The organism is Paracoccus sp. DMF, assembly GCF_004407025.1.
Lineage (GTDB): Bacteria > Pseudomonadota > Alphaproteobacteria > Rhodobacterales > Rhodobacteraceae > Paracoccus > Paracoccus aminovorans_B.
This window is the reverse complement of the sequence record NZ_SOKV02000003.1, coordinates 172,683-196,213: the sequence shown is the minus strand read 5'-3', so window position 1 is coordinate 196,213 and position 23,531 is coordinate 172,683. Positions and strand designations below refer to the sequence as shown.

19 protein-coding genes are annotated in these 23,531 nt (G+C 68.8%); 7 read left to right on the top strand and 12 right to left on the bottom strand.

Annotated features, from left to right (window positions below; all coding sequences use genetic code 11):
• Nucleotides 1-1,055 (bottom strand): IS3 family transposase gene (locus tag E3D03_RS03055; RefSeq protein WP_411969783.1). Its coding sequence is split into 2 segments (ribosomal slippage), with 1,056 coding nucleotides annotated over them: nt 1-791 and nt 791-1,055; the frame shifts between segments, so codons are not numbered across the junction. This gene is flagged as partial in the annotation.
• Nucleotides 1,056-1,339: 284 nt separating this feature from the next.
• Between E3D03_RS03055 and E3D03_RS03050 the strand changes: the two genes are divergently transcribed.
• Both E3D03_RS03050 and E3D03_RS03045 read left to right on the top strand, forming a co-directional pair.
• A complete protein-coding gene (locus E3D03_RS03050) occupies nt 1,340-1,783 on the top strand; it encodes an SRPBCC family protein (RefSeq protein ID WP_263565755.1) in 444 nt (147 codons plus the stop codon).
• A gap of 16 nt (nt 1,784-1,799) precedes the next feature.
• Entirely contained in the window at nt 1,800-2,447 is a 648-nt protein-coding gene (locus E3D03_RS03045; protein WP_263565754.1) for a glutathione S-transferase family protein, read from the top strand.
• 460 nt (nt 2,448-2,907) lie between these two features.
• On the opposite strand, the gene E3D03_RS03040 is transcribed toward E3D03_RS03045, so the two are convergent.
• From E3D03_RS03040 to E3D03_RS02995, 10 genes are all read right to left on the bottom strand, one after another.
• Nucleotides 2,908-4,284, bottom strand: coding sequence for an efflux transporter outer membrane subunit (locus tag E3D03_RS03040; RefSeq protein ID WP_263565753.1), 1,377 nt, complete (start codon nt 4,282-4,284; stop codon nt 2,908-2,910).
• Entirely contained in the window at nt 4,281-7,385 is a 3,105-nt protein-coding gene (locus E3D03_RS03035; RefSeq protein WP_263565752.1) for an efflux RND transporter permease subunit, read from the bottom strand. The genes E3D03_RS03040 and E3D03_RS03035 overlap by 4 nt, the downstream gene beginning before the upstream one ends.
• A gap of 6 nt (nt 7,386-7,391) precedes the next feature.
• The gene (locus tag E3D03_RS03030) at nt 7,392-8,561 is read right to left on the bottom strand and encodes an efflux RND transporter periplasmic adaptor subunit (protein WP_263565751.1); all 1,170 of its coding nucleotides are present in this window, start codon (nt 8,559-8,561) and stop codon (nt 7,392-7,394) included.
• Nucleotides 8,562-8,801: 240 nt separating this feature from the next.
• A complete protein-coding gene (locus E3D03_RS03025; protein WP_263565750.1) occupies nt 8,802-9,089 on the bottom strand; it encodes a hypothetical protein in 288 nt (95 codons plus the stop codon).
• Nucleotides 9,090-9,431: 342 nt separating this feature from the next.
• Nucleotides 9,432-10,382: an ABC transporter ATP-binding protein gene (locus E3D03_RS03020; protein ID WP_263565749.1), complete on the bottom strand. Its 951-nt coding sequence runs from the start codon at nt 10,380-10,382 to the stop codon at nt 9,432-9,434.
• Nucleotides 10,379-11,368, bottom strand: coding sequence for an ABC transporter ATP-binding protein (locus E3D03_RS03015; protein WP_263565748.1), 990 nt, complete (start codon nt 11,366-11,368; stop codon nt 10,379-10,381). Before E3D03_RS03015 ends, E3D03_RS03020 begins: the two co-directional genes overlap by 4 nt.
• Nucleotides 11,369-11,371: 3 nt before the next feature.
• Complete coding sequence (locus E3D03_RS03010) at nt 11,372-12,205, bottom strand: ABC transporter permease (RefSeq protein ID WP_263565763.1); 834 nt, start codon at nt 12,203-12,205, stop codon at nt 11,372-11,374.
• Nucleotides 12,206-12,254: 49 nt separating this feature from the next.
• The gene (locus tag E3D03_RS03005; protein ID WP_263565747.1) at nt 12,255-13,226 is read right to left on the bottom strand and encodes an ABC transporter permease; all 972 of its coding nucleotides are present in this window, start codon (nt 13,224-13,226) and stop codon (nt 12,255-12,257) included.
• Between the two features lie 18 nt (nt 13,227-13,244).
• The gene (locus E3D03_RS03000; protein WP_263565746.1) at nt 13,245-14,837 is read right to left on the bottom strand and encodes an ABC transporter substrate-binding protein; all 1,593 of its coding nucleotides are present in this window, start codon (nt 14,835-14,837) and stop codon (nt 13,245-13,247) included.
• Between the two features lie 107 nt (nt 14,838-14,944).
• Nucleotides 14,945-15,889 carry a LysR family transcriptional regulator gene (locus E3D03_RS02995; RefSeq protein WP_062562522.1) on the bottom strand — a complete coding sequence of 315 codons (945 nt, stop codon included), beginning with the start codon at nt 15,887-15,889 and terminating at the stop codon, nt 14,945-14,947.
• Nucleotides 15,890-15,994: 105 nt separating this feature from the next.
• Here E3D03_RS02995 and E3D03_RS02990 point away from each other — a divergent pair, with 105 nt between their 5' ends.
• A complete protein-coding gene (locus tag E3D03_RS02990) occupies nt 15,995-17,629 on the top strand; it encodes an amidohydrolase (RefSeq protein ID WP_263565745.1) in 1,635 nt (544 codons plus the stop codon).
• Between the two features lie 2 nt (nt 17,630-17,631).
• The gene (locus tag E3D03_RS02985; protein ID WP_263565744.1) at nt 17,632-18,561 is read left to right on the top strand and encodes a CobW family GTP-binding protein; all 930 of its coding nucleotides are present in this window, start codon (nt 17,632-17,634) and stop codon (nt 18,559-18,561) included.
• Between the two features lie 22 nt (nt 18,562-18,583).
• Here the strand turns inward: E3D03_RS02985 and E3D03_RS02980 are convergent, their stop codons facing one another.
• On the bottom strand, nt 18,584-20,350 hold the full coding sequence (locus E3D03_RS02980) for an adenylate/guanylate cyclase domain-containing protein (protein ID WP_263565743.1): 1,767 nt from the start codon (nt 20,348-20,350) through the stop codon (nt 18,584-18,586).
• A gap of 129 nt (nt 20,351-20,479) precedes the next feature.
• On the opposite strand from E3D03_RS02980, the gene E3D03_RS02975 reads away from it, so the two are divergent.
• From E3D03_RS02975 to E3D03_RS02965, 3 genes are read left to right on the top strand one after another with little or no spacing between them, the layout of a single operon-like run.
• Nucleotides 20,480-20,956 (top strand): GNAT family N-acetyltransferase, encoded by a 477-nt coding sequence (locus E3D03_RS02975; protein WP_263565742.1) that lies wholly within the window; start codon nt 20,480-20,482, stop codon nt 20,954-20,956.
• Entirely contained in the window at nt 20,929-22,170 is a 1,242-nt protein-coding gene (locus tag E3D03_RS02970) for a YcaO-like family protein (RefSeq protein ID WP_318013688.1), read from the top strand. The genes E3D03_RS02975 and E3D03_RS02970 overlap by 28 nt, the downstream gene beginning before the upstream one ends.
• Entirely contained in the window at nt 22,167-23,522 is a 1,356-nt protein-coding gene (locus tag E3D03_RS02965; protein WP_263565741.1) for a TfuA-like protein, read from the top strand. Before E3D03_RS02970 ends, E3D03_RS02965 begins: the two co-directional genes overlap by 4 nt.
• The last annotated feature ends 9 nt before the right edge of the window (nt 23,523-23,531 follow it).

Sequence of the window (23,531 nt, the reverse complement as noted above, 5' to 3'; positions counted from 1 at the left end):
GACGTTGTATCCGATGGCGCTGTGGGGTCGATCATCGTTGTAGTGTCTGCGCCAATCCTCCAGCTTTTCGGCCGCGTCCGCAAGGCTCATGAACCAGTGCGCGTTCAGGCATTCGGACCTGAGCTTACTATTGAAAGCCTCGATGAAGCCGTTGTCTGTCGGCTTGCCGGGGCGTGAAAAGTCGAGCGTCACGCCCTTGGCGTAGGCCCAGAGATCCAGGTCGCGCGAGATGAATTCGCTGCCGTTGTCGACCCGGATTGTCTTCGGGTAGCCGACTTTTGTGCAGATCCGTTCCAGCGTCGTGACCACGTCCTCGCCGCGATATTGGAACCGCACGTCCGTGGCGGGGCAATAGCGGGAATGGGTGTCGACAATGGTTAGGATCCGCAGCTTTTTACCCAAGGCCAGTTGGTCATGGACAAAATCCCTGGCCCATACATCATTCGGCCCGACGGCTTCCGCACGGTCGTCACGCAACTTGGCCTTCACCCGCCGTTTTGGGGTCTTGTTCCGCAGCTGCAGTCCCAAGGCTTTGTAAACGTTATAGACCATCTTAATGCTGACCTCCCAGCCCTCCCGGTCTAGGACAACGTAAACGCGGCGATAGCCATAGCGCACACGCGTCTCACAGATCTCCCGGATCCGCCGTTTCAGCTCTGCCGGATCGGTGCGGCGGGATTTGTAGTGGTAGCTCGAGCAGTCAAATCGCAAGGCCCCACATGCCCTACGGATCGAAACCGCCCAGTCTGCACACATCCCGCGAACCAGTTCACGCGACCGCGCCGGCTTCCGAGCTTTCGCCGCACAACATCCTGCAACATCTGCCGGTCGAGCGTCAGGTCCGCCACGATCCGCTTTAGCCGCGCGTTCTCGTCCTCAAGCTGCTTCAACCGCCGCATCTCGTCGGGCAGCAGCCCGCCATACTTCTTCTTCCAGGCAAAATAGGTCGACTGGCCGATCCCAGCCTTCCGACAGATCTCGGCAACCGACGTGCCTTCCTCGCCTTGCTTCAGAATGAACGCCTTCTGCGCTTCCGTGAACTTCGATGCCTTCATCGTTTTCAGCTCCTGTCCCAGCCGGGGAAGGTTAGCCGAAAACTCCAGCTCTAAACGATCCAGTTTCGAGGGGGCAGAGCACATTCACGCCGGTCGGCGTGGGTTGGGCAATCGCCCGGGGCCTCGGCGATGCGCGGCTGCGTGGCCATGCGGTGCTGGAACTCTCCGGCCTGCCGTTCGGGCTGAGCCCGTCGAGGCTCTGGTCCGGACCTTTGCCGACCGCCGCGCGTTACGGTGCAAGCACCACCGATGTGGGGGCCATCAAACCAGACACGGAGGACACCATGCCACAGACGATCCGACTGCATCGCGTCATCGCCGCGAAATCCGAAAAGCTCTATCGTGCCTTCATCGAGCCCGACGCGGTGGCAAGCTGGCTACCGCCTTGGGGCTTTCTCTGCACCGTCCACGAGCTGGAGGCGAAGGTCGGCGGCCAGCACCGGATGTCGTTTCGCAACTTCGCCACCGGCGACAGCCATGCCTTCGGCGGCAGCTACCTGGAATTGATCCCGGGCCAGCGCCTCGTCTATACCGACCGGTTCGACGACCCCAACCTGCCGGGCGAGATGACGGTCACGGTGGACCTGAAACCGGTGTCGGTGGGCACCGAGATCAGCATCGAGCAGCGGGGCGTGCCGGATATGATCCCGGCCGAGGCCTGCTATCTCGGCTGGCAGGATTCGCTGCACAAGCTGGCGAAACTGGTCGAGCCCGAGATCAACCAATAGGCGCAGGAGCCTTCCGATGACCCCCACCATCACCGCCTTCGCGCGGTCCCCCGACCGCGGCCGGGGCCTGGCGCGCGACATGCGCGTCCGTTGGGCACTGGAAGAGGTCGGCCAGGCCTATGACACGCGCCTGCTCTCCTTCGACGAGATGAAGCAGCCCGCGCATCTGGCGCTGCACCCCTTCGGGCAGATCCCGACCTATCAGGAAGGCGATCTTGCGATCTTCGAGTCGGGCGCCATCGTGCTGCATGTCGCGCAGACCCATGCGGGCCTGCTGCCCGAGGACGCGAAGGCGCGGGCGCGCGCGGCGATGTGGATCTTCGCCGCGCTCAACACGGTCGAGCCGCCGATCATCGAACGCGAGCAGGCCCGCTATCATGAGCGCGACGAGCCTTGGCATGAAGCCCGCCTCCCCATCCTCGAGAAACGCATCCGTGGCCGACTGGAACAATTGTCCGGCCGGCTCAGCAATGCCGACTGGCTCGACGGCACCTTCAGCGCCGGCGACCTGCTGATGGTGACGGTGCTGCGCAGGCTGGACGGAAGCGGTATATTGGAGACGTTTCCGAACCTCTGCGCCTATGTCGCCCGTGGCAAGGCGCGTCCCGCCTATCAGCGCGCCTTCGAGGCGCAACGGGCGGTGTTCACGGCATCGCAAGGCTGAACGGGACGCCGCATTTGCCCACGGCAGCGCGCCGTGCCAAGCCCGGGATGGACCTGCTCTCCAAGCCCGCGCATCCGCGAGGCCGGAAAACGGCCGCGACAGGCACGGGCCAATTCGTCCGGCCCGGCCGAGACCGCTGCCGCAACGGCCAGCGGAATCGACAACACCAGCCCCTCGCAGCCTCGACGGAGCTTAGCCAGGCAGGAATCGTGCTGGAACGAACAGGAACTGCCCGTCCTCCAGCCGGTCGCCGCGTCCGTCCAGGCCGGACCTGCGCATCAGCACGACCTGCACCATCAGGCGGTCCCCGCGCGGGCGATGGCCCGGCCATGCAGCCGCGCCCGGCCCCAGATCCGCGCGCAAGAAGCATCCGGCTGGGACCGGAACCGCACCATCCGCACGGTGCTGGCCATCGTGAAACAAGCCGGGCCCCGCCTGCAAGCGTCCCCTGGCGCCGGCGCTAGCGGCTGACCAGCACCACCTCGCCGGCGCCGGCGCCCGTGGCGATCTGCAGCGCCGCCCATTCCTTGGCCGCCTGGTTGCGGGCCGAGGCGGCCGAGAGCCGGGCGCTGGCCGTCGAGCGGTCGGAATCGAGCAGGTCCAGAAGCGCCAGCCCGCCCTCGGCAAAGCTGGTCCGGGCCAGCCGATAGGCCCGGTCATAGGCCGCTGCCGCGCCTTCCAGCGCCGCGGCCTGCTGGCGATAGCGGCGCAGGTTCGATTGCGCGACCTGCACGTCCTCGACCGCCTGCGACACACCGGCGCGCCAGGCGATCTCGGCCTCGCGCGCCTCGGCGATGCGGCGCGCGCGGGTGGCCTGCAGCGCGCCCTGGTTCAGCACCGGGAACGAGATCGCCGGGCCGAAGCCCCAGGACTTCGCCCCGCCGCTTTCGCTGACCGAGCCCGTCAGCGTCAGCGAGGGCAGCAGGTCGGCCGTCGCCACCCCCACCGCCGCCAGCGCCGCGGCCAGGTCGTATTCGGCCGAGCGCACATCGGGCCGGTTGCGCAGCAGATCCGCCGGCACACCGGCGCGGGCGCTGCCGGGAATGCGGGGCTGGCCCGCGCCGCGGCGCATCTGCGCCTGCACCGAGCTGGCGGGTTCATTGAGCAGCGTCGCGATGCTGAAAACCTGCGCGTCGAACTGTGCCTGATAGCCCGGGATCTCGGCCCGGGCGGCCGCCAGCAGCGCCTCGGCCTGGGCCATGTCGAATTCGCTGACCACGCCGAATTCGCGCTGCTCGCGGGTGATGCGGACGGTCTCCTCGCGGCTCGAGACGGTCTGCCGGGTCAATGCCAGCGCCTGCTGGTAATAGCGCGCGTCGCTATAGGCGTCGATCAGCTCGGCGAGCCAGGCCAGCCGCGCCGTGCCCAGATCCGCCTTGGCGGCCTCGAGGCTGGCCGCCGCGCCCTGCCTTTCGCGCCGGGCGCCGCCGAACAGGTCGAAGACGAAATTCGCGCCAAGGCTGGAGGTGCCGACGTTCTGCACCGCCGCGCCCGCGGTCGAGCCGCGTTCGCGCGCCGCCTCGGCCGAACCGGAGGTCTGGGCCGCAAGCACCCCGGTGCCGCGCAGGTCGGCGGCGGCGGCGCGGATGCGCTCGCGCGCGGCGGCCTCGTCCAGGTTCTGCTTCAGGCCGCGCGCGATCATCTCGTTCAGCACCGGGTCGCGATATTCGGCCCAGAAGGCGCGGTTGGCGACCTTGCCGGCCGGGGTCGTCCCGCCCGCGGCAAAGGTGGCGGGCAGGGGGATCGCGGGGCGGTCGTCGGGATCGGGTCCGACGGCCGCGCAGCCCGCCGCCAGAAGCAGCAGCGCCGGGCCGAGGAAACGGCAGGGAGAAATCACGTCTTGGTTCTCTTTCTGGTGAAATGCTGCACGGTCCTCAGGACCGCGACGTAGAAGACGGCGACCAGGAAGATGCCGACCACAGCCGAGGCCGCGATGCCGCCCAGCACGCCGATGCCGATCGACTGCTGCGCCGCCGCGCCCGCGCCGCTGGCCAGTGCCAGGGGCATGACGCCCAGCATGAAGGCCAGCGTCGTCATCAGGATCGGCCGCAGCCGCATGCGCGAGGCCTCGACCGCCGCCTCGAGCAGCGGCTTGCCCTGCTTGTGCAGCATCTCGGCGAATTCCACGATCAGGATGGCGTTGCGCGCGGCAAGCCCGATGGTGGTCAGCAGGCCGACCTTGAAATAGACGTCGTTCGACTGGCCGAAGACCAGCGCCGCCGCCATGGCGCCGACGATGCCGATGGGCACGGTCATCATCACCGAAAGCGGCACCGACCAGCTTTCGTAAAGCGCCGCCAGCGCCAGGAACACCACCAGGGCCGACAGCGCGAACAGCATCGGCGCCTGGTTGCCCGACAGCCGCTCCTGATAGGACAGCCCCGTCCAGGCGGTGCCATAGCCGCCATCCATGCCGGCGACCAGTTCCTCCATCACCTCCATCGCCGTGCCCGAGGATATGCCCTGCGCCGCCGCGCCCGAGATCTCCATCGAGCGCGTGCCGCCATAGCGCGACAGGCTCTGCGCCTGCTCGGCCCATTCCTGGCTGGTGAAGGCGGCGAAGGACACCATGTCGCCGTCGCTGTTCTTGACATACCATTTCTCGATGTCGTCGGACTGCATCCGCGCCTCGGCCGCGCCTTGGACGATCACCGGGCGCAGCTCGGTCCCCAGCGAGAAGTCGTTCACGTTCGCGCTGGCGAAGATGATGGACAGCGTGGTGTTCAGGTCCGAGATCGACAGGCCATAGGCCGCCGCCTTCTGCTGGTCGATGTCGATGCGGCGCGAGGTCTCGAAGGGCGCGTCATTGCCCTGCAGGCTGGTGACGCGGCCATCCGCCGTGGCCTTCCGGACCAGTTCGTCGGCGGCATTCGCCAAGGCCGCCTGGCCGCCTCCGGCCTGGTCGATCAGCTGCATGGTGAAGCCGGCGGTATTGCCCATGCCCTGGATCGCCGGCGGCTGCATGAAGAACACCTGCCCGTTGCGGTTCGACATGAAGCGCATGTTGCCGCGCGTCGCCATCGAGGCGGCGTCGAAACCCTCGCGCTGCTCGAAATCCTTCAGCTTGATGAAGATCATCGCATTGCGCTGTCCGGTGCCGCCGAAGCCGAAGCCAAGCGCGGCAAAGACGCTTTCGGCGGTGTCGGTTTCCTCGGCCAGGACGAATTGCTCGACCTCTTCGACCAGGGCCTGGGTGCGCGCGGCGGTCGAGCCTTCGGGCGTTTCCACCATGACCATCAGAACGCCCTGGTCCTCGGACGGCAGGAACGAGCCGGGCAGCTTCTGGTAAAGCATGTAGGCCCCGGCGCCGAAGGCCAGCAGCACGACCAGGAAGCGGAAGGGCCGGCGCACGAAGGCACCGACCGCCCCGGCATAGCCGTTGGTGGCGCGGTCCAGGTTGCGGTTGAACCAGCGCGCGGGCGCGATGCCGTCGCCATGGCCGCGCGGCTTCAGCAAGGTGGCGCACATGGCCGGGGTCAGGATCAGCGCCACCGCCAGCGACAGCACCATGGCCGAGATGATGGTGACCGAGAACTGGCGATAGATCACCCCGGTCGAGCCGGACATGAAGGCCATGGGCAGGAACACCGCCGACAGCACCAGCACGATGCCGACCAGCGCCGAGGAAATCTCGTCCATGCTCTTCTCGGTCGCCTCGACCGGGCCGATGCCTTCCTCCTCCATCACCCGCTCGACGTTCTCGACCACGACGATGGCGTCATCGACCAGCAGGCCGATGGCCAGCACCATGGCGAACATGGTCAGCGTGTTGATCGACATGCCGAAAAAGGACAGCACGCCGAAGGTGCCCAGCAGCACCACCGGGATCGCCAGCGTCGGGATCAGCGTCGCGCGCCAGCTTTGCAGGAAGACCAGGATCACCAGGAAGACCAGCACCACCGCCTCGATCAGCGTGTGATAGACTTGGTTGATGGATTCCTCGACAAAGGGCGAGGTGTCGTAGGGATAGACGATCTTGACGCCCGCCGGCAGCGAGGATTGCAGCCCGTCCAGCACGTTGCGCACCGCCTCGGCCGTATCGACCGCATTCGCGCCCGTGGCCAGGTTCACGCCGAAGCCCGCCGCCGGCTGGCCGTTGTAGCGCGAGGCGCTGCCGTAATCCTCTTGCCCGATCTCGATATCGGCCACGTCGCCCAGGAAGACCGTGGCGCCGTCGCTGTCGGTGCGCAGCAGGATACGCTCGAACTCGCGCACCGAGGTCAGCTGCGACTGCGCCGAAAGCCCCACGTTCAGCTGCTGGCCCTTGACCGTGGGCTGGCTGCCGAGGCTGCCCACGGTGACATTGGTGTTCTGTTCGCTGACCGCCGAGACCACGTCCGAGGGCGTGACCTGGTATTGCAGCATCCGGTCCGGGTCCAGCCAGATGCGCATCGCATAGCCCGAGCCGAAACTTTGCACCGATCCGACCCCGACGGTGCGCTTGACCGGATCCTCGATCACCTGCGCCACCAGATCGCCCAGTTCCAGCGAGCTGTAGCTGCCATCGGTCGAGGTCAGCGCCCCCACCAGCAGGATCGACGAGGTCGAGCGCGTGACCGAGACGCCCTGGCTTTGCACCGCGTCGGGCAATTGCGAGGTCACCAGCTGCAGCTTGTTCTGCACCTGCACCTGGGCGATATCGGGGTCCACGCTGTCGTCGAAGGTCAGCTGGATCGAGCTCGACCCCTGCGACGAGGTCGAGGTCATGTAGGTCAGCCCGTCAAGGCCGGTCATGCCATCCTCGATGATCGAGGTCACCGAGTTCTCCACGATGTCGGGCGAGGCGCCGGTATAGGTGGCGCCGATGCGCACGGTGGTCGGCGCGATGTCGGGATATTGCGCGATGGGCAGGCTGCCAAGGCCATAGACCCCGGCCAGCATGGTGATGATGGCCAGCACCCAGGCAAAGACCGGCCGGTGAATGAAGAAGCGTGCCATGCCGGGTCACTCCGCCTGCGTCGCCGGCAGGTCGCGGACCACGCCGTTCTCGTCGATCTCGACCGTGACCGGCGCGACCTCGGCGCCCTCAGCGAGGCCGGTCGCGCCGTTCACGATCAGCGCGTCGCCGTCCTTCAGCCCCGCGGTGACGATCCAGCTGTTCTGATGCACGCCCTCCTCGGTCAGCACCCGCTTCGCGGCCTTGCCGTCCGCGGCCACCCAGGCCGAAAGCGTGCCGTCGCGGCTGCGCGTCGTGGCCATCTGCGGCACCAGGAATGCCTGGATCCGGCCGATCTCGATGGTGCCGCGCACGAACATGCCGGGCAGGATGCGGCGCTCGGGGTTGTCGAAGCGGAAGCGGAAGTCGATGGCCCCGGTCGAGGTCGAGACGGTATAGCCGGGCGCCACCATCTCGCCGGTGGCGGCATAGGTCACGCCGTTCTCCAGCGTCAGCTGCGCCTTCAGCGCCTGGCTCATCTCGATCTGGCCCGACTCGATGCGGTCGCGGATGCGCTGCAGCCGGGCCGAGGGCTCGTACATGTCCACGTCGATCGGGTCGAGCTGCGTCACCGTCGCCAGCGCGTCGCTTTGCCCCGAGGTCACCAGGTCGCCCGGCGATACCGCGGCGACCGAGGGCAGCCCGTCCAGCGGGCTGGCGATCGTGGTCCAGGAAAGCTGCGTCTCGGCCAGCTTCAGCGCTGCCTCGGCGGCGGTGACGGCGGCGCGCGCCTGCTCCATCGTGGCCTGGGCCTGCTCCAGCGCCGCCTGGGTCGAGCCCGATCCCTGCAGCTTGCGCGAGCGTTCATAGGCCGCTTCGGCCTGCGGCACGGCGGCATTGGCCGAGGCGAGATTGGCGCGCGCCTCTTCGACCGCGGCCTCATAGGTGGTCGGGTCGATCTGGAACATCGGCGCGCCCGCCTTGATCGGCTGGCCGGGCTTGTAGAGCACCTCGCTCACGAAACCGTCCACGCGCGGGCGGATATCCACCGCGTCCCGCGCCACGGCCCGGCCGGGCAGGGTGCTGACCAGCGGCACGGATTCGGCCTTGACCGCGACGACCCCGACCTGCTTCGGCCCGGTCGCCGGAGGCTGCTGCGCGACGGCCGGTCCCGCAACGGACAGGACAGCCAAGGCGATGCCCAGCCGGGCAAACCGAAGAAACGATGGATAGGTCATGGGATAATCCTTGGTCGAAAACGGACGGCGCGGTTCAGTCTGCCACAGGTTGCTGCTTGACGAGAGGCTTTATCCTGCGCCGCCCCCGAATGTCCGAAGCCGGACCGGCCCGTTCAGCAGCGCGCCGATCCCGGCAGCGCGTTCGGCACGGCCGGAAGCCCGGCCGATCAATGCGCAGGCTTTGCACCAGATCAGCGCGCCGAGCCGCCGTGCCAGCCGGTCGTGGTCGTGCTCCCGGGATCACCCGATCTGTCCCTCGCCGGGTGCTGCCGCCGGACCCGGCGGTCTGGCAAGGATTTCGACCAGGGCGATGCTGTCGCGCAGGGCGCCGGCGACGACCGGGTTCAGCACCAGGTCGAGCAGGCCGCCCCGTGCATCGACCAGCCGAAAGACCAGCCCTTCGCCACCGAACTCGACCAGGCTGAACGACACCGGCTCCATCCGTCGCGCGCCGGCGCCGGCCACGTCGCCGCGCGGCACGCAAAGCGCCATGCGCCGGCGGGCTTCGGCAAGGGTGAGGCTGGTCATGATCGCGCGCGTCCTGTCTGTCCCGGGGGGGCGGTTCTGCCGCCGCCCGCGATCATGATGCCCGACAATCGCCCCGGCGCACGCGGTGATTTGTAAGGAATTGTTTCCAGGCGGAGAGGGGAAACGTTTCGTTACAAATTCGGCCTCGGCGGAAACTTCTCGACACGGACAAGACCAAGGATGGAAACGGCCGGTCGCTGTTTTCAGGCGCAGGCGGGCGGGTGGCGCCGCTGTGGTGCCGGATGGATTCGCGGAGAGCAGGGAGCCTTGGCGGATGCTGCAGGCCGCGGCCATCGCGAAAGAGGCCCGACCGGCAGTCGGGCCGCTTTCACTGATCGGTCGTCAGGCCAGATGGCAGGCGACCGCCTGTCCGGGGGCAAGCTGGCGCAGGGCCGGCATCCGCTGTCGGCAATCCTCGACCGCGATCGGGCAGCGCGAGGCGAAGCGGCAGCCCTTGGGCAGGTTCACCGGGCTGGGCGGGTCGCCCTGCAACCGCGCGCCGCCGCCCCGCCGCCGATGCTCGGGCGCAAGCGAAGGTGCCGCGGCGATCAGCGCCTGGGTATAGGGATGGCGCGGCGCGGCGAAGATCTGCGCCGCCGGCGCCTTTTCCACGATCTGGCCCAGATACATCACCGCGATCTCGTCGCAGATGTGGCGCACGACGCCCAGGTCGTGGCTGATGAACAGATAGGTCAGCCCGGTCTCGCGCTGCAGGCGGCGGATCAGGTTCAGCACCTGCGCCTGCACCGCCACGTCCAGCGCCGAGACCGGCTCGTCGAAGACGATCAGGTCGGGCTTGGTCGCCAAGGCTCGCGCCAGCCCGATGCGCTGCCGCTGCCCGCCCGAAAACTGATGCGGGTAGAGCGATTTCAGCTCGGGGCGCAAGCCCACCTGGGTCAGCAGCTCCTCGACCCGCGCGTCGCGGCCGGAGGGTTCGCCCAAGCCCAGCAGGTCCATGGGCTGGCGGATGATCCGCCCGACCCGGTCGCGCGGGTTCAGCGACGAGAACGGGTCCTGGAACACCATCTGGAAGCGCGGCCGGGCGCGGCGCAGCTCCTCGCCCTCGATGCGGCTGATGGGCGTGCCGTCCAGGTCGATCTCGCCGCCGGTGATCGGGGCAAGGCGCATCACCGCCAGCGCCGTGGTGGTCTTGCCCGAGCCGGATTCGCCGACGATGCCCAGCGTCTGGCCGCGTTGGATGTCGAAATTGACCCCATCGACCGCATGGACGGTGCCGCCGTTCGCGGTGGGGAAATGCACCTTGAGGTCGCGGACGGAAAGAAGCTGGGTCATGCGGGGACCTCGCGGGGTTCAAGCTGGATGCAGGCGGCCGAATGGTCGCCGGTCATGGCGATATGGCGGGGCTGGGCGGCGCGGCAGGCCTCGACGGCCAGCGGGCAGCGCGGCGCGAAGGCGCAGCCGCGCCCCAGGTCGGTCAGCGCCGGCACGATGCCGGGGATCTCGGGCAGGTCTGCATCCGGATCGGCATCGACGCGCGGGATGCTGGCCAGAAGGCCGCGCGTATAGGGATGGCCGGGATCGTCCAGCACGGCGTCGGCCGGGCCGCGCTCGATGACGCGGCCGGCATACATGACCGCGACCTTGTCGGCCATTTCCGCCACCGCGCCCATGTCATGGGTGATCAGGACGATGGCGGTGCCGGTCTTTTGCCGCAGCTCGTCCAGCAGGCCGAAGATCTGCGCCTGCACGGTCACGTCCAGCGCCGTGGTCGGCTCGTCCGCGATCAAGAGCTTCGGCTCGCAGGACAGCGCCATGGCGATCATCACCCGCTGGCGCATGCCGCCGGAAAGCTGGTGCGGATAGGCGCGGGCGCGCAGCTCCGGCTCGGGGATGCCGACGGCGCGCAGCATGTCCACGGCGCGGGCGAAGGCGGCCCGGGGGCTGACCTTCTGGTGCAGCCGCACCGCCTCGGCGATCTGCTCGCCGCAGGTGAAGACCGGATTCAGCGAGGTCATCGGCTCCTGGAAGATCATGGCGATGTCGCCGCCGCGGATTTTGCGCATCTCGGACTGGCGCAGCTTGGTCAGGTCGCGGCCCTGGAACAGGATGCTGCCGCCGACCACCTTGCCGGGGGGCGAGGGGATCAGGCCCAGCACCGACAGCGCGGTCATGCTCTTGCCGCAGCCGGATTCGCCGACGATGGCCAAGAGCTCGCCCGGGGCGACGCTGAAGGACACGTCGTCCAGCACATGGGCCACGCCGCGGCGGGTGGCGAAATCGACCTTGAGGTTGCGGATGTCCAGAACGGGTTCGGTCATGGCTCAGCGCTCCCTCATCCGGGGGTTGAAGGCATCGTTCAGCCCGTCGCCGACCAGGCTGACGCCCAGCACGGTCAGGAAGATCATCGCCCCGGGCAGCGTCACCACCCACCAGGCGTCCAGCAGGTATTCCCGGCCCGAGCCGATCATCAGCCCCCAGGACATGACGTTCGGGTCCGACAGGCCGAGGAAGCTGAGCCCGGCCTCGAACAGGATCGCCATGCCGATGGTCAGCGTGGCCGAGACGATCAGCGGCGGCAGGGCGTTGGGCAGGATCACGCGCCAGATGATGTTGCCGTCGCCGGCGCCGATGGCGCGCATGGCGCTGACATATTCCAGCGTGCGGATGCGGCGGAACTCGGACCGGGTCAGGCGCGCGGTCTGCGGCCAGCTGACGATGCCGATGGCCAGCGCCACGTTGATGAGCGTCGGCTGGAACAGCGTCACCACGACCATGGCGAACAGCAAGGGCGGCAGCACCTGGAAGAACTCGGTCACGCGCATCAGCATGTCGTCCACCCAGCCGCCGTAGAAGCCGGCATAGGCGCCGATCAGCACCCCGATCAGCATGGTGATCGCTGCGGCGGCAAAGCCCACGGCCAGCGTGGCGCGGCCGCCCGCGATCAGCCCGGCCAGGATGTCGCGGCCCAGGTTGTCGGTGCCCAGCGGAATGGTCGCCTCTTCGCCGGGCGGCGTCAGCGGCGCCCAGACGATCTCGAACGGATCGACCTGGTAGAGATGGGGTCCGGCGAAGGTCATTGCCATGACCAGGATCAGCAGCGCCAGGCCCAGCATGGCCGAGGGGCTGCGGCGAAAGATGTCCCAGGCTTCGGCCATGGGACCGCGGGCGGCTGGAACCGTGGTTCTGGCGGGCGCGGTCATGTCTCTAGCGTCCTTTGGCAAGGCGCGGGTCCAGCAGGCGCGACACGAAGTCGGTCAGCAGGTTCGCGATGATGACGATCAGGGTAGAGAAGAACAGGATGCCCAGCACGGTCGGATAGTCGCGCGCCAGGATCGACTGGAAGGCCAGCGTACCAAGGCCGGGCCAGCTGAACACCGTCTCGACCAGCACCGCGCCCGAGATGATGGCGCCGAACTGCATCCCGGCGACGGTCACGACCGGCAGCAGGGCGTTGCGGAAGGCGTGGCGGCCGAAGACCTGCCGCTCGCTGACGCCCTTGGCGCGGGCGGTGCGGATATAGTCGGCACCCAGCACCTCCAGCATCGAGGCGCGGGTCAGCCGGCTGTATTGCGCCAGATAGACCAGCCCCAGCGTCAGCGCCGGCAGCACCAGATGGTGGGCAATGTCCAGGATCCGGCTCAGCAACCCGCCCTGTTTCACCACGTCGATCATGCCGGCGATGGGGAACAGCGGGATGGTGGCGCCGAACAGGATCACCAGCATCAGCCCGGTCCAGAACACCGGCGCCGAATAGCCCACCAGCGACAGCACCGTGACCAGCGCCGAGGCGATGCCGCGCGGATTGCGCGAGGCGAGCATCCCCAGCCGCGTGCCGACTACCAGCGCGAAACCCAGCGCGGTCGCCACCAAGAGCATGGTCGGCCCCAGCCGCGACAGGATCAGGTCGACCACCGGGCGGTTGTAGAAATAGGACATGCCCAGGTCGCCCTGCAGTGCGCGGCCCAGGTAAAGCCCCAGCTGGGTCAGCAGCGGCTTGTCCAGCCCGTATTGCTGGCGGATCGCGGCCATGACCTCGGCGCTGGCGCCACCCATCTCGCCGGCGATGACCTCGGCCGGATCGCCGGGGGCGAGCTGGATCAGCAGGAAGTTCAGGACAAGGACAGCAAGGATCAGGGCGGCCGCATAAAGCAGCTGCCGCAGGATAGGTCGAAACATCGGGATTGCCTCCGCCGGTTACTGCTTCAGCCAGACCTCATCCATCGGCCCCATGGTGCCCCAGATCGAGACGGGCGGGTTCTGCACGGCCTGCGCATAGACCGTGTGATAGGGCACTTCGTTGATGAAATGGATCGGGATGTCGGTGGTGATCTGCTTGAAGGCCTGGGCGTAAAGCTGCTGGCGCTTGGCCAGGTCCGGCTCGACCCCGGCGGCGTTCATCAGCTTGTCCACCTCTTCGTTGCAATATTGCTGGGTGTTGGACCAGATGATCCCCTGACGGATATTCGAGCAGAGATAGGTCCGGTTCACCCCGATCACCGGGTCGCCCCAGTTGAAGACCTGGTCCATGGTCATGTCGAAGTCATAGGACGACACGCGCTGCGACCAGGTCGGAAAGTCGGGCGAGGAGCGCACGGTGACCGCGATCCCGACCTTGGCCAGCGCCGCCTTGACATATTCGGCGACGGCGCGCTGCTGTTCCTCGACATCGGGCATGTAGTCGATGCGCAGTTCCAGCGGCTTGCCGCCCTCGCCATAGCCCGCCTCGGCCAGAAGCGCCTTGGACGTGTCCAGGTCGAAGTCGTAGCGCGCGACATCCTCGGTATGGAAGGGGCTGCCCTGCGCGACCGGCTCGATCGAGGGCTTGGACAGGCCCGAATGCAGCGCCTTGGTGACGAAGTTGCGGTCGATGGCATGGGCGATGGCCCGGCGCACCCGCAGGTCCGACAGCGCCGGATGCCTGGTGTTGAAGGCCAGCCAGTTCAGCGGGCCGATGCCGGCATAGCCCTTGTCGGTCACGGTCAGGTTGCCGGATTTCTCCAGCCGCCGGATCAGGCGGGTGCCGTCGAGCAGCGGGAACATCTGCGCCTCGCCCGATTCCAGCGCCAGCACGCCCGAGTTGGCATCCTGGTATTGCCGGATCACGATGCGGTCCAGATAGGGCTTTCCTTCCAGGAAGAAGCCGTCATAGCGCTCCAGGATGATGTGCTGGCCCGGCTCGAACGCGACCACCTTGAAGGGTCCCGAGCCGACCGGCAGGTTGTTCTTGGGGTTCGACTTGATGTCCTGGCCGTCGTCGAAGACGTGCTTGGGCAGGATCGGCGTCAGCGAGGCCGACAGCACCAGCAGGATCGCCGGATGCGGCTGCTTCATGCGGATGACCACGGTCTGCGGATCGGGCGCCTCGAAGGCCTCGACCGGTTCGAGCATGCTTGAGAACGGGTGGTTCTCCTTGACCACGCCCAAGGACCAGATCACGTCCTCGGCGGTGATGGGCGAGCCGTCGTGGAAGGTCGCGCCCTGGCGCAGCTTCAGCGTCAGCACCTTGCTGTCCTCGCTGAATTCCCAGCTTTCGGCCAGATAGGGCTGCGGGGTGAAATCCTCGCCATAGCGCAGCAGCGTGGCAAAGATCTGCGCCGCCGGCACGGCGGTCGCGACGCCCGACTGCACGGCCGAGTTCAGGTGGCGCGGCTTGTGCACCGAGGCCAGCACCAGCGTCCCGCCCTTTTGCGCCTCCTGGGCGGAAAGCGCGGGGGCGGTGGCAAGCGCGGCCAGCGCCACGGCACCGGCCAGCAGGAAACGACGCGAGAAGGCGGGGGGAAGGGTCATCTGGTTCTCCGTGTTGGGCGCGCGCCGAATTCTGTGTTGACGCTGCGTCCTTTATGGATCGGTCATCGGCAGGCTTTGCGGCAAATGCATTTTTGCGCCCGAATTCCTCAGAAATCCTGTGGAAGGTAGGGCCGCACGAAGGCGCGGTCGAATTCGCCGCGCATCGCCTGCATCTCGCAAGTGGCGATGATCGCTTCGCAAACCGGGGTCAGCTGCACGTCGCGCCGGGTCAGTACCCCGGCGCGCGGCGCGTCGTGTTCGCCGGCCAGCGGCAGGCGCACCAGGTCGCCGCGGGCATAGGTCTGCTTGCTCATCGGGCGGATGTTGAAGATGCCGTAGCACATGCCGGCCGCGATCAGCGCCCGCATCATGTCGGTCGAGCGCGCCGAATAGGCCACGTTCGGCTTGAGGCCGCGCGTCGCGAACAGGTCCATCAGGTAGCGCCGCGACAGGTCCAGGTCCAGCACCACCAGCGGCTCGGGCGCCAGTTGCTCCAGCGTGACGAAGCGGCCGCTGGCCAGCGGATGCGTCGCCGGCAACGCGGCATGGGGATGGCCGACGAAAAGCGGCAGGAAGCGATAGGCCAGCTCGTTGATCAGCCCGTAGCAGAAGGCGAAATCGGCGTCGCCGGTATCGACGGCGCGCACCACCTCCTCCCAGTTGCCCTCGACCACCTCGATCATCAGGTTGGGATAACGCTCGCGCACCTCGCACAGGATCGTCGGCAGCAGGATCGGCGCCAGTGGCGTGAAGCAGGCGATGCGGGCGGTGCCGTCGATGCGCTGCTCCAAGTCGGCGATCTTGCCGTCGAAGCGCGCCTGCGCCACCAGCAGCAGCCGGATCTCGTCGATGATCTTGCGTCCGAAGCTGGTCGCCCCGATCCCGCGCGAGGGCACGCGGGCAAAGACCGGCTGGCCCAGCTGCGCCTCGATATGGTCGATGGCGGCGGCGATGGACGAGGGCGAGACCGCCAGCGCCTCGGCCGCGGCGGTGATCGACTGGTGCCGTTCGGCCGCCTCGATATAGCGCAGGTGCTTCAGGGTGTAATGCATCCGACCCTCAGGAAAATAGCGGAAATCCCGCGCAATTATGCATTTCACGCAGGATGTTTGTCACGGCTAATCTGCCCGCAACGCCGGATCCGACGGAGAAATTGCATGATCCCGACCGTTTTTTCAGCACGCCGCATCATCACCATGGACCCGTCGCGGCCCGAGGCGACGCATGTGATGGTGTCCCATGACGGGCGCATCCTTGCCGTCGGCGGCCCCGAGGACATGCAGGACCGGGGCGAGCTGCACCACGACGACCGATTCGCGGACAAGGTGCTGATGCCCGGTTTCGTCGAGGGTCATGCCCACATGATGGAGGGCTCGGTCTGGCGCTTCACCTATCTGGGCCATTACGACCGCGTGGCCCCGGACGGCCGGCGGTGGCAGGGCATCACCAGCACCAACGCGCTGGTCCAGCGCCTGCGCGACCGCGCCGCGGAATTGGCCGACGGCCCCGTCGTCGGCTGGGGCTTCGATCCGCTTTTCGTGCCGGGCGACCGGCTGTCGCGGCTGGACCTCGACCGGGTCTCGACCACGCGGCCGGTGGTGGTGCTGCATTCCAACATGCACCTGCTGACCGCCAACAGCGTGGCGCTGGACCTGGCCGGCTATGACGAGAACACCGACGTGCCCGGCGTCATCCACACCGAGGACGGCGAATTGCACGGCGAGCTGCACGAGATGGGCGCCATGTTCCCGGTCATGCGCCGGGTCGGCGCCAGCTTCCGCGCCATGGGCGGCGACCCCGAGGCGATCTGGAACTTCGCGCGCTCGGCCTGCCGGGCGGGGGTCACCACCTCGACCGACCTGCTGAACGAACTGGGCGACGAGGTGCTGGCCGACCTGTTCGCCACCACGGCCGACGCCGGCTATCCCTTGCGGCTGGTGCCGATGCTGTCGGCGCTGGCGCTGCCGCCCGAGGCGGTGGCGGCGCGGGCGAAGGCGCTGCGGGCGCAATCGACCGACCGGGTGCGGCTGGGCGGGGTCAAGATCGTCACCGACGGCTCGATCCAGGGCTTTACCGCGCAGCTGCTGGCGCCGGGCTATCACCGCGGCACCGACAACGGCATCTGGAACATCGCCCCCGAGGCGCTGAACGTCCTGGTGGACGACCTGAACCGCCAGGGCATCCAGATGCATATCCATGTCAACGGCGACGGCGCCAGCCTGGCCGCCATCGAGGCGCTGGAGGCGGCGCTGGCCGGGCATTTCCGCCCCGACCACCGCCATGTGCTGCAGCATTGCCAGATGGCCGACCGCGCCCAGCTGCGCCGCATCGCCGCGCTGCAATGCTGCGTGAACCTGTTCGCCAACCACCTGTATTATTTCGGCGACAAGCATTACGAGATCACCATCGGCCCCGAGCGCGCCTGCCGCATGAACCCCTGCGCCAGCGCGCTGGAGATGGGCATCCCGCTGGCCATCCATTCCGACGCGCCGATCACGCCGCTGGCGCCCCTGGTCACCGCCTGGTGCGCGGTCAATCGCCGGACCGACAGCGGCCGGCAGCTGGGCACCTCGGAACGCATCCCGCTGGACGCGGCGCTTTACGCCATCACCCTGGGCGCCGCCCATACGCTGAAGCTGGACGCCGAACTCGGCTCGGTCGAGGTCGGCAAGCGCGCCGATTTCGCCGTGCTCGAGGACGATCCGCACGCCCTCGGCCCCGAGCACCTGCGCGAGGTCCGGGTCTGGGGCACCGTCTTCGGCGGCACCCCGGTCGCGGCCGGGTCGTTCTGACCATGGCCGCGCCGCTGCCCGTCAACCTGCTCTGCGGCTATCTGGGCGCGGGCAAGACCACGCTGCTGAACCGGCTGCTGGACCGGCAGGGCGAGCGCATCCTGGTCATGGTCAACGATTTCGGCGACATCGCGGTCGATGCGGCGCTGATCGCCGGCCGCTCGGCCGACACGATCCAACTCAGCAACGGCTGCATCTGCTGCTCGATGGGCGGCGGGCTGTTCGACGCCTTCGAGCGGGCGCTGAGCCTGCGCGACCGGGTGGACCGGCTGGTCATCGAGGCCAGCGGCGTGGCCGAGCCCCGGCGGTTGGCCGCCTTTGCCCTGGCCGAGCCCGAGCTGGACTGTCGGGCGGTGGTGGCGGTGATCGATCCGCAAAGCCTGGCCGAGCGGCTGGCCGACCCTCGGATCGGCAAGGTGGCGGAAAGCCAGATCCGCGGCGCCGATGCCGTCTTCCTGTCGCGCGCCGACATCGCCGGCCGCGCGGCGTTGCGCCGTGCGGCGCGGCTGGTCGCCCGGCTCAACCCGCTGGCCAGCCAGCATCTGGCGCCGGACAGCGGCTTCTCGCAGGCATTGGCGGCGCCCCATGACGGCCGCAGCCTTGCGGCCCTGGCCCCGGACCCGGACCATGGCCGGCTGTTCGCCAGCCGCACGATCAGCCTTGTCCCGGCCCCGGATCGCCAGCAACTCGTCGCGATCATCGACCGGCATCGGCGGGCGGTCCACCGGCTCAAGGGCTATGTCCTGCTGCCCGGCTCGGACGGTCCGCAGCTGCTGCAGCTGGCCGGGGGCGTGCTGTCGCTGGACCCGGCCGCGCCGCCCGAGGGCATGGTCACGAACCGGCTGGTCGCCATCTCGCCGGATGCGGGGGCGCTGGCGCAACTGGCCGCCGATCTCGCGCCGGTGCCGTCCTGCGCGGCCCGGCGCGGCTGATTGCAGGCCAGAGGCCGTGCAGTCAGGTCAGGCCCGCCTTGCGCAGCCCCTCGACATAAAGCTCCAGGTCATCGGCATGTTTCAGCGGCGGCACCTTGCGCCAATGCGCAATGGTGAAGTTCGGATGCACCTGCATCACCGCGCGGGCATGGCGGCGCGCCTCGTCCATCTGGCCCAGCAGCGCGTGGCTGGCGGCCAGCAGCCGGTGCGCCTCGGACTGGTCGCGCATCTTGTAGAGCGTCTCGATGGTCCTGGCATAGTCGCCATGGTGGAAATAGGCATCGCCCAGGAACCACAGATAGGCGTCCGGGTAATAGGGGTTCAGCCGCATCGCCCGTTCCAGCAGTTTCACCGCGCGGTCGCCCTGCCGGACATAGGCCAGGCAGTCGCCGGTATAGGCCAGCAGGTCGGCGTCGTTGGGGTTCAGGTCCAGCGCATGTTCATAGGCGGCCAGCGCCTCGTCGTGCTGCTTCTTGTAGAGATGCGCCAGGCCCATCTCGGAAAAGCCGCGCGAATCGAGGCTGTCGCATTGCACCGCCCGCTTGGCCAGGACCAGCGCCTGGTTCAGCGCCGCATCCGGGTCGCTGGTCCAGTTGTAGCGCCATTCGACGTTGAAGGTGCGCGACATCGCCGCATAGCTGCGGCCATAGCTGGGGTCGAGATCGCGCGCCTCTTCGAACAGCCGCCGCGCATGCAGGTTGGCATCGGGCAGGAAGCGCAGGCCCATGTCCTGTCCGCGCAGCACCAGCCCATAGGCGTAAAGCGGCGGATGTGCCTGTTCGGCCAGCCGGCGCCGCTCGGCGGTGTCGAGCTGGATCGCCACCCGCGCCGCGGTCATCGCGGTCACGTCGTCCTGGAAGTCGAAGATGTCCTGCATGACGCCGTCATAGCGTTCGGACCAGATGACGTTCTCGGATTCCGCCTCGGCCAGATCGACGGTGATGCGCAGCCGGTTGCCGGCTCGGCGGAACCCGCCGGTCAGCAGATAGCGGACGCCCAGCCGGCGGCCGATCTCGCGCAGCGAGGTGGTCTGCGCCGCGGCCAGGACCGAGGAATGCCGCGCGATCACCATCAGCTGCCGGAACCGGCTGAGATTGGTGATCAGGTCGGCGACGATGCCCTGGCACAGATGCCGGTCGCGGGGATCGGCCGAGAGATTCTCCATCGGCAGGATCGCCAGCGAGGCGTCGGGCTGGCTGGGATCGGTGCGCAGCAGCAGGTCGCGGGGCAGGGGGGTCGCGGGTGCGGCGGCGGGGGCCGGGGGCAGCACGGCATAGACCTCGACCGGGGCCGAGATGTTCTTCAGCCGCCGCCGCCCCAGCGAGCGCAGCGCCAGTTCGGCATTGTCGCGCACCATGCGGTACACCGTCTCGGTGACGCAGATGCCGCCGGGGTCGGCGAAGCTCTGGATCCGCGCCGCCAGGTTGACGCTGTGGCCATAGACCCCGTCGCGGCCCTCGAATGTCTCGCCCAGCGAGATGCCGACGCGCCAGGCGATCGGCTCGCGCGCCTCGGCCCAGGCGGATTCGCAGGACAGTTCGCGCTGCATCTCGATGGCGAAATGCAGCGCCTGGTGGACGTCCTCGAACACGGCGACCAGCCCGTCCCCGGCGGTATTGACCACGGTGCCGCCGTAATCGCCGACCAGATTGCGGATCAGCGCCAGCGAACGGGTCAGCCGCAGGATGGTTCCCGCCTCGTCCTGCTCGATCAGGCGGGTATAGCCGTGGATATCGGCATAAAGCACCGCCTGAAGCCGGGGGCCGGTCAAACCGGGCTGTTCGGTCATGGCTAGTCCAAGGCTCCTTTCGATGGCACCGAGAAAGGCGCAGGCGCCCGGCCTGTCAAGCCCGGATCGCGCCGCCGCGTCAAGTCACGCGGCCCGTGACAGCCGCCGGCACGGGTCTATAATGCCGCCATGACCTATGACCGGCACCCTATTCCGCAATTCGGCCTGCGTCCGGCGCATCCCGAGGAATTTCCCTTTGCCGAGGCGATCCATATCGACGCGATGCGGCCCCTGATGCAGCAGCTGGACGCCTGGGACGAGCCGATGCGCCGGGCGGCGATCCGGCGCTCGTTCAAGGCGGCGGATTCCCGCATCATCACCCTCGAGGGCAGGGACATCGGCTGGATGCAGGTCACCGAGCGCGATGCCGACTACAACCTGGCGCAGCTGCAGCTGCTGCCGGAATACTGCGGCCGGGGCATCGGCTCGCGCATCCTGCGCGACCTGCTGCACCGGGCGGCGGCCGAGGGCAGGACCGTTTCGCTGTCGGTGGTGCGGACCAACCGCGCCATCGGGCTTTACCTGCGGCTGGGCTTTCGCATGATCGACCCCGACGCGACGCCGATCCTGGACATGGTCTGGACGCCCGAAGGATTGCGGCGCTGACGCCCGAGGCCGCGACCAAGGGCTATCGCCGCGGCTGCCACCGCGGCGTCGCCCCTGCGCAGACCGTGGCGCGGGTCCGGCCGCTGATGGCGCGGATGGGCATCACCCGCATCGCCGACGTGACCGGGCTGGACCGGATCGGCGTGCCGGTGGTGATGGTCTGCCGGCCGAACGCCCGCTCGCTGGCGGTGTCGCAGGGCAAGGGGCTGGACCTGGATGCCGCCATCGCCTCGGGCCTGATGGAGGCGGCCGAGCTTTACCACGCCGAGCATGTCGAGGCGCCGCTGAAGCTGGGCAGCCTGAACGAGCTCGCGCATTCTCATGCCATGATCGACGTGGACCGGCTGGCCCGGACCTCGGACCGCTTCCACCGCGACCTGCCGATGCTGTGGATCGAGGGGCGGGACCTGCTGTCGGGGCGGCCGCGCTGGCTGCCCTTCGAATGCGTGCGGGCGAACTTCACCCTGCCGCCGCCGCCCGGCAGCGGCTGCTTTCCCTGCGGCAGCAACGGCCTTGCCTCGGGCAATACCATGGCCGAGGCAACCTGCCACGCCCTCTGCGAACTGGTCGAGCGCGATGCCACCACGCTGTGGCATCTGCTGCCGCCCGAGCGCCGGGCCGCGACCGGGCTGGACCTCGCCAGCGTCGACGACCCCGCCTGCCGCGCCGTGCTGGACCGGATGCGAGGGGCGGGCTTCGACGTGCATGTCTGGCATCTGGCCAGCGATCTGGCGGTGCCGGCCTTCTACTGCCTGCTCTCGGATCGGCGCGAGCCCGGATCGCATCACGGCATCGGCGCCGGGGCGCATCCCGCGCGCGCCATCGCGCTGCTGCGCGCCCTGACCGAAGCGGCGCAGGTGCGCTGCACCTATATCTCGGGGGCGCGGGACGATCTGCGCCCGGAGGACTTCAGCCCGCATGAACTGTCCCGCAAGGCGCGCCGGGCCGCCGAGATGCGCGCCAACCACCGGCCGGCGACGGATTTCGCGGCGGTGGAGGAGTTCCTCTCGCTGGATTTCGCCGAGGACCTGGACTGGCTGCTGTCGCGCCTGCGCGCGGTCGGCATCGACGAGGCGGTGGCCGTGGACCTGCGCAAGCCGGGGCTGGACCTGCCGGTCGTCCGCCTGGTGGTGCCGGGGCTGGAGGCGCCCCACGACCATCCCGGCTGGCGGCCCGGCCCCCGGGCACGCGCCGCCGAGGCGGCCGCGCCATGAGCGTGATCGTCTTTTCCGGCCCCTCGCTGCACGCGCGCGACCGCGATGCCTTTCCGCAGATCCGCTTCCTGCCGCCCGCGCAGCAGGGCGACCTTTACCGCGCCGCGCGGGGGCGGCCGGTGGCGATCGGCCTGATCGACGGCCGTTTCGACGGCGTGCCGGCGGTCTGGCACAAGGAGGTGCTCTGGGCGATCTCGCAGCGCATCGCCGTCTTCGGCGCCGCCAGCATGGGCGCGCTGCGCGCCGCCGAGCTTGCCCCCTTCGGCATGCGCGGCGTCGGGCGCATCTTCCGGGATTTCCGCGACGGCCTGCTGACGGATGACGACGAGGTGGCGCTGCTGCACGGACCGGCCGAGACCGGCCATGCCGCGCTGAGCGAGCCGATGGTCAATATCCGCGCCACCGTCGCCGCGGCGCTGGCGGCCGGCATCGTCGACGATGCGGGTGCCGCGCATCTGCTGGCCACCGCCAAGGCGCAGTTCTATCAGCAGCGCGACTGGCCCGGCGTCCTGGCGGCCGCGGCCCGGCTGTCCCCCGCCATGCGCGACCGCCTTGCGTCCTGGCTGCCGGGCGGCCGCATCGACCAGAAACGCGCCGACGCGCTGGAGTTGCTGCACGAGATCCAGGCGCATGCCGCGCGCGGCGAGCCGGCCCCGGCGCCGGATTTCGCCTTTGAATGGACCGAGGCCTGGGCCAATGCGCCCTGGCTCGCGGCGCATGAGCAGGGCGCCGAGGCGACGGATGCGCGGCTGCTCGATGCGCTGCGCCTGCAGGGCGAGCCCTATCAGGAGTTGCGCCGCGCCGCCCTGCTGCAGCACCTCGCCGCCGAGACTGCCGCGCGCGCGCAGCGCGGGCCGGATCCGGCGCGCATCGCCCAGGCCGCGCTGGAGTTTCGCCTGCCGCGCGGCTTGCTGCGCGGCCAGGACATCGAGCGCTGGGCGGCCGAAAACGGTCTGGACCGCGCGGGGTTCGACCGGCTGATGGCCCGGCTGGCGACGGTCGAGGCGATGGCGCAGGACCGCGACGCGGCGCTGGGGCCGGCGATCCTGGACCAGCTTCGGCTGGACGGCGGCTATGCCGCCCTGCGCGAGCGCATCGCCGGCTGCGCGGATGCCGAGCCACCGCCGCTGCCCGTGCTGCTGGCCTGGTATTTCCGCACCCGCCTTGGCCGCGACCTGCCCGAGGACCTGGAGGACCATGCTCGCAGCCTCGGTTTCCGCGATCTCGGGCATTTCCATGCCGCGCTGGCGCGGGACCATGCGCTGTGGCTGCAAGACGGGCAGCCGCCGGCTGACGATGCGGGTGCTGGGCGACAAACCCATCGACAGCGGCCGTCCGGCACCGTAACCTGAAGCTCCGGG